This window comes from Halomonas campaniensis (genome assembly GCF_002211105.1).
GTDB lineage: Bacteria > Pseudomonadota > Gammaproteobacteria > Pseudomonadales > Halomonadaceae > Vreelandella > Vreelandella campaniensis_A.
This window is the reverse complement of record NZ_JPUA01000026.1, coordinates 242,134-258,237: the sequence shown is the minus strand read 5'-3', so window position 1 is coordinate 258,237 and position 16,104 is coordinate 242,134. Positions and strand designations below refer to the sequence as shown.

Genomic DNA, 16,104 nt, shown 5'->3' with positions numbered 1-16,104 from the left:
CCCGGCACAATGGCCGGGCGTAAAGTAAAAGCTGAGAAGGGCTCGATTAATCGATTTTTTGCCCTGCCAGCATAAACCAGGTTTCCAGTACCGCATCGGGGTTAAGTGAAACAGAATCGATACCCTGCTCCATCAACCATTTAGCCAGGTCAGGATGATCGGAAGGCCCTTGCCCACAAATACCGACATATTTGCCCTTCGCCTTACAGGCTTGGATGGCCATGGCGAGAAGCTTTTTAACCGCTCCATTACGCTCGTCAAACAGATGCGCCACAATACCCGAGTCACGATCCAAACCTAACGTTAGCTGGGTCAGGTCGTTTGAACCAATCGAGAAACCATCAAAATACTCCAGGAACTCATCGGCCAGCAGTGCGTTGGCGGGCAGCTCGCACATCATAATCACTTTCAAGCCTGTGGGGCCGCCACGTTCAAGGCCATTGGCTGCCAGCAGCTCTACCACCTCACGCGCTTCGTCGGTGGTACGCACAAAGGGCACCATGATTTCGATATTCTCGAAGCCCATCTCTTCACGCACCCGCTTGAGCGCCCGGCACTCAAGTTCAAAGCAGGGACGAAACGCCTCTGAAATGTAGCGCGATGCGCCCCGGAAACCGAGCATGGGGTTCTCTTCCCCCGGCTCATAGAGCTTGCCGCCAATCAGGTTTTCATATTCGTTTGACTTGAAGTCTGACAGCCGCACGATGACGCGCTGGGGGTGGAACGCCGCCGCCAGGGTGGAGATACCTTCAACCAGTTTATCGACGTAGAAACTGACCGGGTCGCTATAGCCCGCGGTGCGCAAATCGATCACCTGCTGTAAATCAGCCGGCAAGGTGTCGTACTCCAGCAGTGCTTTAGGATGGACGCCAATCATACGGTTAATGATAAATTCCAATCGCGCTAAGCCCACGCCTGCATGAGGCAGACTGGCAAAGCCAAAGGCGCGGTCAGGATTACCCACATTCATCATGATTTTGAAAGGAATTTCCGGCATCGCATCGACACTGGAGACTTTGCAGTCATACTCCAACAGACCTTCATAGACATTGCCGGTGTCGCCTTCAGCACACGAGACCGTGACGTCGATGCCCTCTTTTAATTGGGTAGGGGCATCGCCACAGCCGACCACGGCAGGAATGCCCAGTTCACGGGCGATGATCGCCGCGTGACAGGTGCGCCCGCCGCGGTTGGTGACGATCGCGGAAGCGCGTTTCATGATCGGTTCCCAATCCGGATCGGTCATATCGGTGACCAGGATATCGCCATCATGGATCTTGTCCATGTCATCAGGGCTAAGCACCACTTTGACGGTGCCGCGGCCAATGCGCTGACCAATCGCCCGCCCCGTAATTAGCGTGCGTCCCTTTTCACGCAGCTGGAAGCGTTCGAGCTTGCCGCCCTCCTGCTGGGAGACCACCGTTTCAGGACGCGCCTGGACGATGTAAAGCTCACCGTCATCGCCATCCAAGGCCCACTCAATATCCATGGGCCGCTGGTAGTGTTGTTCAATGGTCATCGCCTGACGGGCCAGATCCATCACTTGCTGATCGTTGATACAGAAACGGCCACGGTCGGCATGAGGCACATCGACGGTCTCAACCGATTTACCGGCGCTGGCATCCTGGCCGTAAACCATCTTGATCAGCTTGGAACCCAAATTACGGCGCAACACCGCAGGGCGATCCGCCGCCAGGGTCGGCTTGTGCACGTAGAACTCGTCAGGATTGACGGCGCCCTGTACGACGGTTTCACCCAGGCCCCAGGAGCCGGTGACAAACACGGCATCTTTAAAGCCGGATTCGGTGTCGAGGGTAAACATGACGCCTGCCGCGCCGGTCTCTGAGCGCACCATTTTTTGCACGCCTGCCGACAAGGCGACATTTTCGTGGGCGTAGCCGCGGTGCACACGGTAAGAGATTGCGCGATCATTAAACAGCGAGGCAAACACCTCGTGCACCGCACGCTTGATATTGTCGAAGCCTTCGATATTCAGGAAGGTCTCCTGCTGGCCTGCAAAGGAGGCGTCGGGAAGGTCTTCGGCGGTGGCTGAGCTGCGCACGGCCACTTTCAGCTGTGGGTGCTGTTGCTGCAACTGGCCGTAAGCATCGCGCAGGGCCGCTTCAAAGCTTGGGGGTAGCGGCGTATCGATGACCCACTGGCGGATGTTGCTGCCCGCCTCGGCCAGCGCTTTAACGTCGTCGACGTCCAGGCGAGCCAGGGTGGCATTAATGCGCTCGTTTAACCCTTCGTGGGAGAGAAATTCACGGTAAGCGTGGGCGGTAGTAGCAAAACCGCCGGGTACCGTTACACCGGCACCGGACAGGTTGGAGATCATTTCACCCAGCGAGGCGTTCTTACCACCTACGCGTTCGACGTCCGCCATGCCCAACTGATCGAACCACAAAATGTACTCTTCCACGTAACCCCCTCACTCATAGATATCGGCATGACCACTGATATGGGCATTAATGCCGTGGATCATGGATAATTCACTGGGCTACCCTAGCATCGCGCCAATATATTCGCCATTGGTCTAATAGCGAAGAGAGTGGAGGATTTTTACAACAGCAAAGCATTTTGGGCTATTTATGTAGTCAGGCGCATGGGGCGCTGAAATACCAACCGGTGATGATACGTTGTGCTGACAAACGGCTCGGCTCACAATAGCCGGATCACTCACCCGTGGATTTTGTCATGAAACGTACGGCTTTTTTTATTTCAGATGGTACCGGCATCACGGCGGAAAGTTTAGGACGTAGTTTGCTGGCCCAGTTCAGCGATGTTGAGATCGATATGCAGACCAAACCCTATATCGATACGCTGGAAAAAGCTCAGGCGTTAGCCGCCATTATTGAGTCAACGGCCAACCGCGACGGCCAACGCCCGATCATTATCGACACCATTGTGGATCAACAAATCCGCGATGTAATTCGGCAGGCATCCGGGTTTAAAGTCGACATTTTTTCTACCTTCCTGGAACCTCTGGAGCAGGAGCTAGAGACCCACTCCTCTTACAGCGTTGGGCGCACTCACTCGATTGGCAGCGATGACGTCTACATGGATCGTATCCACTCGGTGCATTTTGCGCTGGATAATGACGACGGCGCACGCACCCACCAGTACGATAAAGCCGATATCATTCTGGTCGGCGTTTCGCGCTGTGGTAAAACCCCTACCTCACTTTATCTGGCACTACAGTTTGGCATTCGGGCGGCTAACTACCCGCTGACGGAAGATGATTTAGACGAAGATGGTATGCTCAAACTACCCAAAGCGCTCGCGCCCCATCGCAACAAACTGTTTGGCTTGACCATTGATGCACGGCGCTTATCGGCGATTCGCAACGAACGACGCCCCAACAGCCGCTATAGCTCGATGGATCAGTGTCTGCAGGAAGTAGAGCAGGCTGAGTCGCTCTACCGCACCATGCATATCCCCTATATAGATGCGACACGCTTCTCGGTTGAGGAGATCTCAACGCGGATGATTGCTGAAACCGGCCTAGCGAGGCGTTTCTCGCCCCGCTAAGCTGCAAAACCACGGCAAGCCCTCAGCGGATTACATACCCTTGGGGGCAAAAATCCCGGGCGCGTTGCGCCAGTAGCCTTTGTAATCCATGCCAAAGCCAAACACATAGCGGTCGGCCACTTCCAGACTGCAGTAGTCAGCTTTCAATCCAGGCACGGCTTTGCGGTCGTGCTGTTTATCGACCAGCACTGCTGTGGTGACACTGGCAGCTTGGGCCTCTTCGCAGTAAGCCAGAATGGCCGCCAGCGTCGCCCCCTCATCCAGAATATCGTCAACAATAACCACGTGGCGACCGGCCATTGGCACCTCAGGTGAAACCCGCCAGAAGAGCTCGCCGCCGCGCAGCTCATTGCGGTAGCGAGTGGCGTGCAGATAATCGACTTCCAGTGGAAAGCCAAGACGAGTAAGTAGATGCCCTGTGGTAATCAGGCCTCCGTTCATCACACAGTAAAAAACCGGTAGCTTATCGCCTAAATCTCGCGTAATCGCTTCCGCCATACGATCAAGCGCCCGCTCCACCTCTTGCTGAGAAATCAGGCAGTCTGCGTTATCCATCAATTCGCGCATCGAGTCCAGCGACTCTAATGCTTCTTTATCCAGCTTTGACATCTACCAACTCCACGGCGGGTTATAGGCTTCAATTATTCAAAAAAGGGATTTATTTAGCGTTTGGCTTGCTCTGCTTCCGCGCTGGGCCTACTCGGTTTCCGCGCTGGTCTGGGGCTTATCCGCTAGCGCCTCCAGCTTAGCGTGAGTACGACGCCAACGGCCCAGTGCACTCAGCGCGTCCAGGTCTGGCCGAGCACGGCTATAGCGCAGTTTGGCGGGGCGCTTGGTATTGATTCCCTGGCAGGCATCCATCACATCAAGCGCGGCGGCTCGGTCATTACATACCAGTAGCATATCGCAACCGGCGGCCAGCGCTGCCTGGGCTCGCGCTTTGGGGTCACCTGCTTCGTGAGCGCCTGCCATACTTAGGTCATCAGAAAAAACGCAGCCTTTAAAGCCTAGCGACTCCCGAAGCATGCCCAACCAGGTGGGAGAAAATCCTGCGGGGCGTGTATCGAAGGCGCTATAAATAACGTGCGCAGGCATGACGCCATCCAGCTGTGAGGCCAACTGGGTAAAGGGAACGAGATCATGCTGTTTAATCACCTCCAGCGGGCGGTCATCTACCGGCAATGCAACGTGGGAGTCCGCCGCAACGCCGCCATGGCCAGGGAAATGCTTACCCACCGCAGCCATACCGGCATCGTGAAGCCCCTGAATAAACGCGCTGCCCAGCTGGACAACGTGCTGGGGGTCACTACTAAAACTACGATCACCAATAACGCTGGATAGCCCGCTCTCAACATCCAATACCGGCGCGAAGCTCAGATCCAGGCCGCAAGCGGCCATCTCCATCCCCAATAGCCAGCCGGCGTCTTTGGCTAACAGCAGCCCCTCTTCCGGGGTAGTGCGATAGCACTCGCCTATGCGCGCCATGGCAGGCAGGCGGGTTAAGCCCTCCTTGATGCGCTGAACACGGCCACCTTCCTGATCCACGGCGAGCAGCAAATCAGCACGAACACGGCGAATATCACTGCAGAGCTGGCGAACCTGATAGCCATTCTCGACATTGCGGGCAAACAGAATAACACCCCCCACCGTCGGTTCTAGCAGCAAGCGTTTCTCTGCAGCCGTCAATTTTGGGCCTTCAAGGTCAAGCATGACCGGGCCTAACGGTTGAGTCATCGTGATTGATCCATTAAAAGGGGCGATGATTCTAGACGATCGTCTAGCGGTGTCAAAATCTGGTTAATCGAAGGACTGGCGGCCACCGTGCAGCCACACAGGGGTACCCGGTAAGGCTAATGAATAAATGTAGAGCAAATCACTATTGCGTAAACGAATACAGCCATGAGAGGCAGCCACCCCCATGGGTTCGTCAGGCGGCGTACCGTGAAGATAAATATAGCGCCGCTGAGAATCCACCTGCCCACCGCGATTCACGCCCTTTTCCAATCCACACAGCCACAGGATGCGGGTCAAAATCCAGTCACGCTCCGGGTGCGCTTCGGCGAGTGCGGCGGAAAAGGTCTCGCCCGTCCAGCGACGGCCTCGAAACACCGCATTTTCGGGCATATCTTCACCAATAGCGGCACGCACATAGTGCCAACCATGCGGCGTTTTACCGCTACCATTGCGCTCTCCATTACCGGCAGCACCGGATGAGATGGCACACTCGTGGAGCACTTTCGGGCCACGCCAGCAGCGTAGCCGTTGTTGAGCGGTGTCAATCTCCAGCCAGATATTCTCCGTCGGCGGTAGTTCAGCTAGCGTAGGCGTTCGCATGTTTTCCTTCTTCAGGTTTGGCTGCTTCAAGGGTCATGGGTAACGGCGCATTCATGGCAGCCACCACCACCGGGAGCAACCGCCTGACCAAATCACGTACAGAGACCTGTTCGTGGTAATCCTTCTCGGCAATATCGCGTAGCGCATCGAGGCCAGACAGGGTAAAGATTACCGTTCCTAACATAAAGTGTAGCCGCCAAAAGCGCTCCGCATCGGGTAGATCCGGCGTCGCTTTGCGCACAAGCTCTGTAAAGCGCGTAAACACATCACCATACTCTTGCTGGATATAGCGCCTGAGATGGCCCTGTGCCTGGCTGTAGGCTAGGCCGAGCAAGCGCATAAACACTTTTAAGCTATTGCGCTCGGCGGGTACCGCAAGCACGGTTGTAGCCATCGTTTCTAGCAGTGTTTCAAGCGGGATCACGCGCCCGGCGTGTTGGCCTTCAAGCTCATCCAGCGCGGTATGAAAACGCTGATTAAACGGGTCCAGATAGCGGGCAAAAACGGCCTGAATCAAGGCTTTTTTTGAACCAAAATGGTAATTAACCGCGGCTAAGTTAACCCGCGCTTTGCTGGTGATGTTGCGCAGCGAAGTCTCGGCAAAACCCCGCTCTGCAAACAGCACCTCGGCGGTATCGAGTATACGGGTCACCGTATCAGATTGAGCCATGTCGCTCTCCAGGGAAACAGGTGTTTAAAACATAGCAAAATACTATGCCATAACGTAGGCGGGCTCAACGCTTGATTTATTGATAAAATATGACGGGTTAAATAAGCAAAAGCTTAGTTTCAAACGATTAGGAAAATTGTATGGACTTCGGTATTAGGTAGTCACAAGGCATATACTGGACAGAGGGACATACTGTATACTTAACCACTTGTTGATTAAGTTGCCATTTAACTTGTTACTGTCTATTCACTATTTATGGAGTCTGGTATGTCGCGTCCGCTAACCGCTCGCCAACAGCACGTATTTGATTTTATCGTTAAGACGATGGGCGAATTTGGCTACCCTCCTACCCGTGCCGAGATTGCCAAGGCACTTGGCTTCCGCTCCCCCAACGCGGCTGAAGAACACCTACGCGCGCTGGAGCGAAAAGGGGTTATTCGCATTATCCGCAACACATCACGCGGCATACGGCTGCCCAACCAGGAACCTCAGGACCTTCTGGATAGCGCAGTCACTACGTTACCTGCTGCCAACATTGAGGCAGCGCCTGCTGGCCTGCCCGTCATCGGGGAGGTGGCCGCTGGCAGTCCGATTTTAGCCGCGGAGCATATTGATCGTTACTGCCCACTGCCAGCCGAATACTTTACCCCCAAAGCCGACTACCTGCTGCGTGTACGCGGTCTTTCAATGAAGGATATTGGTATTTTGGAAGGTGATTTATTGGCGGTTCATCGCACCGACAGGGTTCGCGATGGCCAGATTGTGGTTGCCCGACTGGAGGATGAAGTAACGGTTAAGCGCTTTAAACGCCAGGGCCACCAAGTAACGCTGTTTGCAGAGAACCCTGACTTTGCGCCCATTGAAATCGACCTGCGCTCCCAGCCCCTCGATATCGAAGGCGTCGGTGTTGGGGTGATTCGTGGCGGCAACGGCCAAGCCCTCGGCTAGTCACCAAGCTACTGCATGTCGATATAGCGGTGGTCATTGAAGGTGGCCACCCAATTCGGGTGATAGACCAGCAGGATGCTCAGCAGCATGCCGGTAATAAACGCCTCTGAAGGCATTAGCAGGGGCAAGAAACGCGCGTACTCCTGGGCGAGATAGATCGCCTCAGGGTCAGTTCCCGCGACGATAATCAGCACCACCGTCGCCAGCCCTCCTCCCAGCGTTGCCAGCGCCGCGCCAAAAAAGCCGCAGGCAAATAGAAAGACCATCAGGTTATCCGGCAGGCGGCGATCTACCAGCCGCCATACCGTGCCAATAACGGCCGCCGGAACGATCCCGGTAACCAGCACGTTTGCCCCCAGTAGTAACCACTCATTACGGCCAATCACCACCATGGCGATATTGATCAGCACGTTGCTAATCAGCGCTAATGGCGCTTTAAAAATGAGTGTCATCAAGACCGTAAAGACAAGGTGCAGCGTTAGCCAATCAACCGCCTGGGCACGCAACTGCCACATCAACATCACCGCCAGGGTAGCACCCAGCCAGCGGTGCTGAAGCGCGGTATCCGCTATCAACACCTGCCAGGGCCGCCCCCAAAGCGCCCATGCGATAACTGCTAACGAGAGTAGCCAGGTGAGCAGCAGCGCCCACGGCGCTAAAACACTTTGCGCGAATGACATGGCGGCCTCTCAGGTCGATGGCGTTTGGAAGCCTCTAGCTAAATACTACTGTCTTATTGCCGTGCACCAGCACACGATCCTCTAAATGCCAACGCAAACCGCGGGCAAGCACGGCTTTTTCGACATCACGACCAAAGCGCACCAAATCTGTCGGTGTGTGGCAGTGGCTAACGCGATGGATATCCTGTTCGATGATAGGGCCTGCGTCGAGTTCCTCGGTCACATAGTGACAGGTAGCGCCAATCAGTTTAACGCCTCGTTGGTAAGCCTGGTGATAGGGTTTAGCGCCGGCAAAAGAGGGCAAAAAACTGTGGTGAATATTGATCACTCTTCCCGCATACCGCGCGCACAGCTCGGGGGGCAGAATTTGCATATAGCGTGCCAGCACTACGCAGTCAGCGCGAGCACTGTCGATTTCGGCCTGCACCTTGGCAAATGACACTTGCTTATTGTCAGGGTCGACAGGGACATGGTGGTAGGGAATGCCATACCACTCGGTCAAAGAACGCATATCGTCATGATTGGAGATAACGCCGACAATATCGCAATCCAACTCACCCGCTTGCCAGCGGTAAAGCAGATCGACCAGGCAGTGTGACTCTCGCGACACCATCAGCACCACACGGCGGCGGTGCTGGGTATCCACCAGTGACCACTGCATATTGAATTCGCTGGCTACTGGCGCAAACGCATCGCGTAGCGCTTCCACCGACATACCCACCGAATCCGCCAGAATTTCATAACGCATAAAAAAGCAGCCGGTTTCTAAATCGGAGTGCTGGCTGGCTTCGGTAATGGAGCCGCCCTGCTGGGCAATAAAACTCGATACACGTGCAACAATGCCCACTCGATCAGGACAGGAAACCACTAAGCGATAATAATGAGACATGTGAGCTACTCTTGACCTATTTCTGAGGTAATTATGACAAACCAGCGGCTTAGGCCTCATATTGTATCGGAAGGCCAAGGATGATTGTTAGCCGCCCCTGCCTTCCCGTATAGTTAAGTCACTACTTTTTAGGTTTTTCATAACAGATGCATTCATCACGCGTTCAAATTCGTCCCCGTCGTCGTCCACCACTGCGCCTTTTGCCGCTGGGGGGATGTGGTGAGATTGGAATGAATCTAACGCTATACGGTTATGACGATCACTGGATAGCCGTGGACTGCGGCATGATGATTCGTCAGGATCTTCCCAACTCGCCGCTACAAGTGCCCAATCTCGACACACCGAAAGCACTGGGAATCGTACCCAAAGCCCTATTTATCACCCATGGCCATGAAGACCATATTGGGGCGGTAGCCTGGCTCTGGCCAATGTGGAATTGCCCTATTTATGCCACCCCACTGGCGGCAGGGCTGTTGCGCCTGAAGTTTGCGGAACACCAGCTTAGCAGCGCGGCTATTCACGTCATTGAACCTGGCGAGGCGCTAGAAAGTGGGCCCTTCACGCTGCGCTACTTGCTTTTAACCCACTCGATTCCCGAAAGCTGTGCGCTGGTAATGATGGCCGGCGGCTATCGCGTTTTACATACCGGCGACTGGAAGCTCGACCCAGAGCCTATCATCGGCACGCCAATCAATGCGGCCCACTTCAAGGCGCTTGCGCCGATTGACCTGGTAGTGGGCGACTCCACTAACGCCCCCATGCCCGGCCACTCTGGCAGCGAGGGGGATGTGGCTCGGGCGCTGGCAAAAACACTGAGTCACTGCCAGGGCCGCGTGGTGGTCTCCTGCTTTGCCAGCAATCTTGCCCGTGTCTTAGCGATAGGACGCGCAGCCCATCAATGTGGCCGCCGCATCAGCTTAATGGGTCGCTCAATGGAGCGCATGGTCAGCGTTGCCCGGGGGCTCGGCTATATGGATGATTTGCCGCCACTGGTACCCAATCAAGACCTGGGGTATCTCCCCCCGGATGAAGTGGTGATTATCGCTACAGGGAGCCAGGGGGAGCCCCGCGCTGCGCTACAACGCCTAGCCCAGGGCCGCCACCCCTATGTTGACCTGCAGTCAGGCGACAACGTGATATTTTCGGCTAAAGCCATTCCTGGTAATGAACGCCCCATCGAGCAGCTTAAAAAGCGTTTGGCGCAGTTGGGCGTCAACCTCTATGACGAGGTCAACCACCCTGAATTGCACGCCACAGGGCATCCTGCCGAGGATGAACTGATAAAACTCTATCAGTGGGTCAGACCCAAACATCTTATGCCGGTGCATGGCGAAGCACGTCATCAGCAGGCACATCAGGCCATTGCCAAGCGTTTGGGTATTAGCGCAACGCTAACGCCGATAAACGGCGATCTCATCAGTTTCGATAGCCACGGATTGAACTGCGAAGCGCGCTACCCGCAGCCCCCCTGCATTGTCAGTCAAAACAGCGTAGTGCCTCACCCTGGTTTGGAGGTGAACGATGCCAATAAGAAAGCCCGTCGCGGCAGCTTATACCTGGCACTGCCGGTGACGGCTACTGACACTGGGTGGGCGCGCATTGGTCGTTTGATGCTGGATGCCGCAGACGCCAGCCCACTGGATGAAGATAGCTTCAGCGATTGGCTGGATGATCAGCTCGAGGAGATAACCGCGGAGACGCTCGCCGACTTGCGACAGGCATTGCAGCCCCGCTTGGTTCACTGGCTCACGGAGCATATGCAGCACCTGCCCGATGTGCATCTACAGATTATGGCCGCCGAAATGCCAGATCCTATCATTCTGGACAACGCCGCCAATCGTTAGGAGGGTTGCTCACTCCGTGGGTCAAGGGCAGGTTTCCGCGGTGGAATAAGCCGTTATTTCACAGAGCAGCATCAACGCCAGCGCTCCGCATCTTGTTGATCAGAGTGGCGCTCTTTAACCCAATATTCGCCCTGGGTAGAGTGCTCTTTCTTCCAGAAAGGCGCCTGGGTTTTAAGAAAATCCATAATAAAATCGCAGGCTTTGAACGCCTCACGCCGATGTGCACTAGCCACTAACACCCGCACAATCGGATCGCCCGGTTCCAGGTAGCCAACGCGATGAATAATCCGCACCGCCTGGAGCGACCAGCGTTGCCATGCCTGTTCACCAATCTCCTTAAGCGTGCGCTCGGTCATGCCCGGGTAGTGTTCCAGCGTTAACGCTGTGACGTCCGGCGTTTCATTGAAATCACGCACGAGTCCGGTAAAACTCACCACTGCGCCAATATCGCTGCGCCCCGCTAAGGTATCCTCATAGCCGTAAGCCATTGAGAACGGGGCTGCTTGAACTGCTACTGTAATATTTGGCTTAGTATCCACACTTACCCCCCAGTCACCGGCGGGAAAAACGCCACTTCGTCATCATCGGTCACTAACGCATCATCATTGGCCATCACCTGGTTAATCGCGCAAAGCGTGCGCTGATCGGTGAGCTGTTTAAAGCGACTATCCTGCTCCGCCAGTGCGGCTTTTAATCCGCTAATGTCACGGCTAGCCAGCTGATCAAGGCTCACAACCGCCTCGCTTTCGCCTACCCGCTCGCGCAGTTCGGCTAAAAACTTGACCCGCACGCAGGGTGAAGGGCAGCGTTCGCCCAAGCTGACTTCCCCGGCTACGCCATCGCCTGTCACTATTGGTGCTTGGGCGCTCATGCGCTGGTAGTCACCCCGCTGGCCACCCTGCTTACTGTCGAGCTGAATGGCCTCAATACGCATACCTTTATCGACCGCTTTGCACATATCGTACAGCGTCAAACAGGCGACCGAGACGGCGGTCAGGGCTTCCATTTCAACCCCGGTGCGGCCATTCAAACGGCACAGCGAGGTCACGTGAACGCAGGACTCGGCCAAATCAATATCGAACTCAACCGAGACCTTGGAGAGCGCCAATGAATGACAGAGAGGAATCAGCTCATGGGTGCGTTTGGCCGCCTGGATACCGGCGATACGCGCGGTGGCCAGCACATCGCCCTTGGGCAATTCACCTTCGCTAAGTAATTTCAGCGTTTCCGGCTGCATCACAATGCGCCCCGAGGCGACTGCTTCGCGGCGGGTTTCCTGCTTATCGCCGACATCCACCATATTGGCTTCGCCACGGGTATTGAGGTGGGTAAGATGCATATTGTCACCGTTCCTTTTTTGAAGCCCAAGCACTTGAAAATATAGCGTCGTTTTTCGCGCTTACCCAACTGACTATCCAGCGCGCTATTGCTTCACTATCGTCTAGATCTAACTGAACTACCGAAGCCGCCAAGTCGATAGGCGGTGGCGCGCTGAGTGCGGCCGCCTCAACCCATCGGTCGGATAAAATAGCAGGATCACCAATCCCATCGCGGTATAAAACCAGCTTAGGGATTGGCCAAGCTTTGAATCCTTCGACAATCAACAAGCCGGGGTGGTGCGGCACCATCATGGCAATTAGCTCAGCTAAATCTGGCTCGTCCTGGCCGGGGGTTTCTTGCATCAGCGCAAAGCGCTGACGAGAAGCCACTAGTACCGGTGCCGCACCTGCGCTGCGCAGTTTATAACTATCTTTGCCGGGCTGGTCGACATCAAATGAGTGGTGAGCATGTTTGATCACGGCGACTTTCAAGCCATACTCACCCAAGCGTGGCAGCAGCTTCTCTAACAGGGTCGTTTTTCCAGTGCCGCTCCAGGCAGCAACCCCTAGGATAGGAAAGGGTGCGGTTAGTTCGTTTTCCATACTGCCGAGACTCCCGATAATCACTAAACGCACTTTACAAGCAACGCGACGCTTACAATGCCCGCACTTAGCTTACTCGCCCTCTTGCTCGCGGGGTAATAGCCAGTTCAACGTAATACCCACCAAGGCGGCCAGACTAACGCCTTGCAGCGTAAACTGGCCACCGCCAAACTGCATGCCGCCAATACCAAACACCAGTATTAGCGATACCACGACCAGATTCCGCGCTGCAGTCAACGACTGACCGGCGCGTACCAGGGTGTTCATACCGACCACTGCGATAGAGCCAAACAGAAGCGTCATGATACCGCCCATTACCGGGCCGGGAATAGTCTGTAACAGCGCGCCAAGCTTGGACACAAATGCCAGCACAATAGCAATCATCGCCGCAACGACCATGTACTTGGGATTAAATGCCCGCGTGAGCGTAACCGCTCCGGTGACTTCCGAGTAAGTCGTATTTGGCGGCCCGCCGAAGAGTGCTGCCACGCTAGTCGCCAGTCCGTCACCTAATAGAGTGCGATGTAAGCCAGGTTTCTCAAGATAATTTTTGCGGGTCACCGAGCCAATCGCCACCATATCACCAATGTGCTCCACCGCCGGGGCAATCGCGACCGGAATCATAAACAGAATGGCCGCCCAGTGAAAACTCGGGGCGGTAAAGCTGGGTATCGACAGCCACGCAGCCTCCCTCACCGGTGTAAAGTCGACGACGCCCATCAATAGCGCCAACACATAGCCGGTGACAATGCCGCCCATAATGGGCACCAGCCGCAGTAGCCCACGGCCAAAAACAGCCAGTACTAATGTCACCAATAGGCTGGTCATGGAGAGGAAAATCGCCGCACCATAGCCGATGTTGTCGCTAGTTTCACCGGTCGCCATGCTAACCGCTACCGGCGCCAGCGCCAGGCCAATCACCATAATCACCGGCCCCACCACTACAGCGGGCAGTAAACGGTGCAACCAGGCAGTGCCTTTCAAGCGCACAGCCTGGGAAATCGCCACATAGACCAGCCCAGCCGCCATCAGCCCACCCATGGTGGCAGGCACGCCAAAGCTCGCCACAGAGCCTTGAATAGGCGCAATAAAGGCAAACGATGAGGCTAAAAATACCGGTACGCTCTGTTTGGTCACTGCATGGAAGACCAAGGTTCCCACCCCCGCCGTGAACAGTGCAACGCTGGGGTCGAGTCCTGTCAAAAGCGGCACTAATACCAAGGCGCCAAAGGCCACAAACAGCATTTGTGCGCCGGTTAAGATGACTTTTGGCCACGACTCAGCCTGACTGGCAGCTTCACGCATAAGTGAATTCCTAGAATTATTGGATGGCAGGTATACAAAAAAATGCCCCTGACGCTAGGCGTAAGGGGCAATGTCAGTAACGATGCTTAGCGCGTTCCGAAAATCTTGTCGCCAGCGTCACCCAACCCGGGGACGATGTAGCCATTTTCATCGAGACGGTCATCGATTGAGGCGGTGTAAATTTCGATATCAGGGTAAGCGTCCTGCACCCGCTTGATACCTTCAGGGGCCGCAACGAGTACAATCACCTTCATATGCTCGCAGCCCCGCTCGCGCAGCATGTCCAGCGTGGCCACCATTGAGCCGCCAGTAGCCAGCATGGGGTCGATAACGATGGCCATGCGTTCTTCGATATCGTTGGCAAACTTGGCGAAATAAGGCACCGGTTGAAGAGTCTCTTCATCCCGATAAAGACCTACAACGCTTACCCGCGCGCTGGGGATTAGATCTGTGACGCCTTCCAGCATGCCGAGCCCTGCACGCAAAATCGGTACGACGGTGACTTTTTTACCCTTTAACCGACGCGTGGCAATCGGCTCGCCATTCCATCCCTGGATTTCATGATCTTCCAGCTCCAGACCTTTGGTTGCTTCATAGGTCAACAGCTTGGCAACTTCACCTGCCAGTTCACGAAAGCTCTTAGTGCTCAGGTCAACTTCGCGCATCAGACCCAGCTTATGTTGTACAAGCGGATGGTTAATGGCGTAAACACTCATGGGACTTCCTCACTGCAGGGGATTCAGAATGGCAACCAAGGTTGCATCAGCTAGGCACAAAATTGCGCGTATTCTACCCGCAACCACTTAAGAGGTTAAGGGGTTTCCGGTAATTGCCACTCGATAGGGGCTCGCCCTTGCGCCTGCAGAAATTGATTGGCTTGGGAAAAATGCCGAGTGCCGAAAAACCCCCGGTGTGCAGAAAGCGGTGAAGGGTGCGGGGCTTCCAGTATTAGGTGGCGCCCCTGGTCGATCAGCGCCTTCTTCTGGCGCGCATGACTGCCCCATAACAGAAACACACACGGTGGTGCGTGCTGGCTGACGGTTTCAATCGCGCGATCAGTGAAGGGCTCCCACCCTCTACCGCGATGCGAGGCCGCATTGCCCTGCTCCACGGTCAGCGAGGTGTTTAACAGCAGTACGCCCTGCCTCGCCCATGCTTCCAGATGGCCATGGCGCACGGGGCTAAAACCGACATCGCTGGCCAGCTCTTTATAGATATTGACCAGCGACGGCGGCACCGGGACGCCGGGTTGCACGGAAAAACATAAGCCATGAGCCTGATTGGGGCCGTGGTAGGGATCCTGGCCTAAAATAACCACCTTCACTTCGCTCAACGGGGTCAGCTCAAAGGCGCGAAACCAGTGTGAGGAGTGGGGATAAATGATTTTTTTGGCTGCTTTTTGATCAGCCAAGAACGCTTTTAGCGCCAGCATGTAGTCAGCCTGAAATTCATTACCCAGCCACTGATTCCAGTCGTCGGGAAGCGGATTAGCCATCACTACCTCTTCATCTGATCGACAAGCGGCTCAACATAGGCAACGCCCATATCCCATGGGAACTGGATCCAGCACTGCTGAGCCACTTCGGTTAGGTATTGATCCACCAGCGGGCGACCATCCGGCTTGGCATAGATAGTCACAAAGTGCGCTTTCGGCAGCATTTTGCGAACTGCCCGCGCCGTTTTGCCGGTATCCACCAAGTCATCGACCAACAACCAGCCTTCACCATCATGATCGACGCCCTTCATGATATCCAGGCCGCCTTGATCCATGTGGTCGTAGCTTTTAATGCATACGGTATCGATCAGCCGGATATTAAGCTCCCGGGCAATCAACGCGGCAGGAATTAAACCGCCGCGGGTAATCGCTACGATGCCTTTAAAGTCACGCTCGATCATCTGGTGACAAAGCGTACGCACGTCACGGTGCAGTTGATCCCAGGAGACAGTGAAGTGTTGGTGATAGCGATCGCTGCTCATGGGG

At 55.3% G+C, this 16,104-nt stretch carries 17 protein-coding genes; 3 read left to right on the top strand and 14 right to left on the bottom strand.

Translation table 11 applies throughout. The annotated features are described in order from the left end of the window. Window positions 1–46: 46 nt before the first annotated feature. Window positions 47–2,422 (bottom strand): phosphoenolpyruvate synthase, encoded by a 2,376-nt coding sequence (ppsA, locus tag JI62_RS10035; protein ID WP_088700022.1) that lies wholly within the window; start codon window positions 2,420–2,422, stop codon window positions 47–49. Between the two features lie 275 nt (window positions 2,423–2,697). Between ppsA and ppsR the strand changes: the two genes are divergently transcribed. Next, entirely contained in the window at window positions 2,698–3,531 is an 834-nt protein-coding gene (gene ppsR / locus JI62_RS10030; protein WP_088700021.1) for a posphoenolpyruvate synthetase regulatory kinase/phosphorylase PpsR, read from the top strand. Window positions 3,532–3,561: 30 nt separating this feature from the next. On the opposite strand, the gene JI62_RS10025 is transcribed toward ppsR, so the two are convergent. The 4 genes from JI62_RS10025 to JI62_RS10010 all read right to left on the bottom strand — a co-directional run bounded on the left by JI62_RS10025 (window position 3,562) and on the right by JI62_RS10010 (window position 6,535). Further along, on the bottom strand, window positions 3,562–4,140 hold the full coding sequence (locus JI62_RS10025) for a hypoxanthine-guanine phosphoribosyltransferase (RefSeq protein WP_088700020.1): 579 nt from the start codon (window positions 4,138–4,140) through the stop codon (window positions 3,562–3,564). Window positions 4,141–4,227: 87 nt separating this feature from the next. After that, window positions 4,228–5,265 carry a beta-N-acetylhexosaminidase gene (gene nagZ, locus JI62_RS10020; protein WP_088700019.1) on the bottom strand — a complete coding sequence of 346 codons (1,038 nt, stop codon included), beginning with the start codon at window positions 5,263–5,265 and terminating at the stop codon, window positions 4,228–4,230. A 63-nt stretch (window positions 5,266–5,328) separates the two neighbouring features. Beyond that, window positions 5,329–5,865: a L,D-transpeptidase gene (locus JI62_RS10015; RefSeq protein ID WP_088700018.1), complete on the bottom strand. Its 537-nt coding sequence runs from the start codon at window positions 5,863–5,865 to the stop codon at window positions 5,329–5,331. Next, the gene (locus tag JI62_RS10010; RefSeq protein WP_088700017.1) at window positions 5,843–6,535 is read right to left on the bottom strand and encodes a TetR/AcrR family transcriptional regulator; all 693 of its coding nucleotides are present in this window, start codon (window positions 6,533–6,535) and stop codon (window positions 5,843–5,845) included. The genes JI62_RS10015 and JI62_RS10010 overlap by 23 nt, the downstream gene beginning before the upstream one ends. 267 nt (window positions 6,536–6,802) lie before the next feature. Here JI62_RS10010 and lexA point away from each other — a divergent pair, with 267 nt between their 5' ends. Continuing rightward, entirely contained in the window at window positions 6,803–7,483 is a 681-nt protein-coding gene (gene lexA / locus JI62_RS10005; RefSeq protein WP_088700016.1) for a transcriptional repressor LexA, read from the top strand. Between the two features lie 8 nt (window positions 7,484–7,491). Here the strand turns inward: lexA and JI62_RS10000 are convergent, their stop codons facing one another. Then, window positions 7,492–8,163 (bottom strand): energy-coupling factor ABC transporter permease, encoded by a 672-nt coding sequence (locus JI62_RS10000; protein ID WP_088700015.1) that lies wholly within the window; start codon window positions 8,161–8,163, stop codon window positions 7,492–7,494. 34 nt (window positions 8,164–8,197) lie between these two features. Further along, complete coding sequence (purU, locus tag JI62_RS09995) at window positions 8,198–9,052, bottom strand: formyltetrahydrofolate deformylase (RefSeq protein ID WP_088700014.1); 855 nt, start codon at window positions 9,050–9,052, stop codon at window positions 8,198–8,200. 230 nt (window positions 9,053–9,282) lie between these two features. Between purU and JI62_RS09990 the strand changes: the two genes are divergently transcribed. Next, window positions 9,283–10,896: a ribonuclease J gene (locus JI62_RS09990; RefSeq protein ID WP_088700013.1), complete on the top strand. Its 1,614-nt coding sequence runs from the start codon at window positions 9,283–9,285 to the stop codon at window positions 10,894–10,896. 71 nt (window positions 10,897–10,967) lie between these two features. Here the strand turns inward: JI62_RS09990 and moaE are convergent, their stop codons facing one another. The 7 genes from moaE to gpt all read right to left on the bottom strand — a co-directional run bounded on the left by moaE (window position 10,968) and on the right by gpt (window position 16,100). Further along, window positions 10,968–11,435, bottom strand: coding sequence for a molybdopterin synthase catalytic subunit MoaE (gene moaE / locus JI62_RS09985; RefSeq protein ID WP_088700012.1), 468 nt, complete (start codon window positions 11,433–11,435; stop codon window positions 10,968–10,970). A 2-nt stretch (window positions 11,436–11,437) separates the two neighbouring features. Then, a complete protein-coding gene (gene moaC / locus JI62_RS09980; protein ID WP_088700011.1) occupies window positions 11,438–12,235 on the bottom strand; it encodes a cyclic pyranopterin monophosphate synthase MoaC in 798 nt (265 codons plus the stop codon). A 4-nt stretch (window positions 12,236–12,239) separates the two neighbouring features. Then, window positions 12,240–12,818 carry a molybdopterin-guanine dinucleotide biosynthesis protein B gene (mobB, locus tag JI62_RS09975; RefSeq protein WP_088700010.1) on the bottom strand — a complete coding sequence of 193 codons (579 nt, stop codon included), beginning with the start codon at window positions 12,816–12,818 and terminating at the stop codon, window positions 12,240–12,242. A gap of 72 nt (window positions 12,819–12,890) precedes the next feature. Beyond that, the gene (locus tag JI62_RS09970) at window positions 12,891–14,123 is read right to left on the bottom strand and encodes a uracil-xanthine permease family protein (RefSeq protein ID WP_088700009.1); all 1,233 of its coding nucleotides are present in this window, start codon (window positions 14,121–14,123) and stop codon (window positions 12,891–12,893) included. 86 nt (window positions 14,124–14,209) lie between these two features. Next, complete coding sequence (gene upp / locus JI62_RS09965; protein WP_009286930.1) at window positions 14,210–14,839, bottom strand: uracil phosphoribosyltransferase; 630 nt, start codon at window positions 14,837–14,839, stop codon at window positions 14,210–14,212. Between the two features lie 95 nt (window positions 14,840–14,934). Continuing rightward, a complete protein-coding gene (ung, locus tag JI62_RS09960; RefSeq protein WP_170938524.1) occupies window positions 14,935–15,618 on the bottom strand; it encodes a uracil-DNA glycosylase in 684 nt (227 codons plus the stop codon). A 2-nt stretch (window positions 15,619–15,620) separates the two neighbouring features. Then, window positions 15,621–16,100 carry a xanthine phosphoribosyltransferase gene (gpt, locus tag JI62_RS09955; RefSeq protein ID WP_009286932.1) on the bottom strand — a complete coding sequence of 160 codons (480 nt, stop codon included), beginning with the start codon at window positions 16,098–16,100 and terminating at the stop codon, window positions 15,621–15,623. Window positions 16,101–16,104: the final 4 nt, after the last annotated feature.

Coding starts and splice junctions, on each gene's coding strand:
- lexA (WP_088700016.1), top strand. CDS start 6,803: ATGTCGCGTCCGCTAACCGCTCGCCAACAGCACGTATTTGATTTTATC.
- JI62_RS10015 (WP_088700018.1), bottom strand. CDS start 5,865: ATGCGAACGCCTACGCTAGCTGAACTACCGCCGACGGAGAATATCTGG.
- JI62_RS10025 (WP_088700020.1), bottom strand. CDS start 4,140: ATGTCAAAGCTGGATAAAGAAGCATTAGAGTCGCTGGACTCGATGCGC.
- JI62_RS09990 (WP_088700013.1), top strand. CDS start 9,283: ATGAATCTAACGCTATACGGTTATGACGATCACTGGATAGCCGTGGAC.
- moaC (WP_088700011.1), bottom strand. CDS start 12,235: ATGCATCTTACCCACCTCAATACCCGTGGCGAAGCCAATATGGTGGAT.
- mobB (WP_088700010.1), bottom strand. CDS start 12,818: ATGGAAAACGAACTAACCGCACCCTTTCCTATCCTAGGGGTTGCTGCC.
- JI62_RS10000 (WP_088700015.1), bottom strand. CDS start 8,163: ATGTCATTCGCGCAAAGTGTTTTAGCGCCGTGGGCGCTGCTGCTCACC.
- gpt (WP_009286932.1), bottom strand. CDS start 16,100: ATGAGCAGCGATCGCTATCACCAACACTTCACTGTCTCCTGGGATCAA.
- upp (WP_009286930.1), bottom strand. CDS start 14,839: ATGAGTGTTTACGCCATTAACCATCCGCTTGTACAACATAAGCTGGGT.
- ppsR (WP_088700021.1), top strand. CDS start 2,698: ATGAAACGTACGGCTTTTTTTATTTCAGATGGTACCGGCATCACGGCG.
- nagZ (WP_088700019.1), bottom strand. CDS start 5,265: ATGACTCAACCGTTAGGCCCGGTCATGCTTGACCTTGAAGGCCCAAAA.
- ung (WP_170938524.1), bottom strand. CDS start 15,618: ATGGCTAATCCGCTTCCCGACGACTGGAATCAGTGGCTGGGTAATGAA.
- JI62_RS10010 (WP_088700017.1), bottom strand. CDS start 6,535: ATGGCTCAATCTGATACGGTGACCCGTATACTCGATACCGCCGAGGTG.
- purU (WP_088700014.1), bottom strand. CDS start 9,052: ATGTCTCATTATTATCGCTTAGTGGTTTCCTGTCCTGATCGAGTGGGC.
- JI62_RS09970 (WP_088700009.1), bottom strand. CDS start 14,123: ATGCGTGAAGCTGCCAGTCAGGCTGAGTCGTGGCCAAAAGTCATCTTA.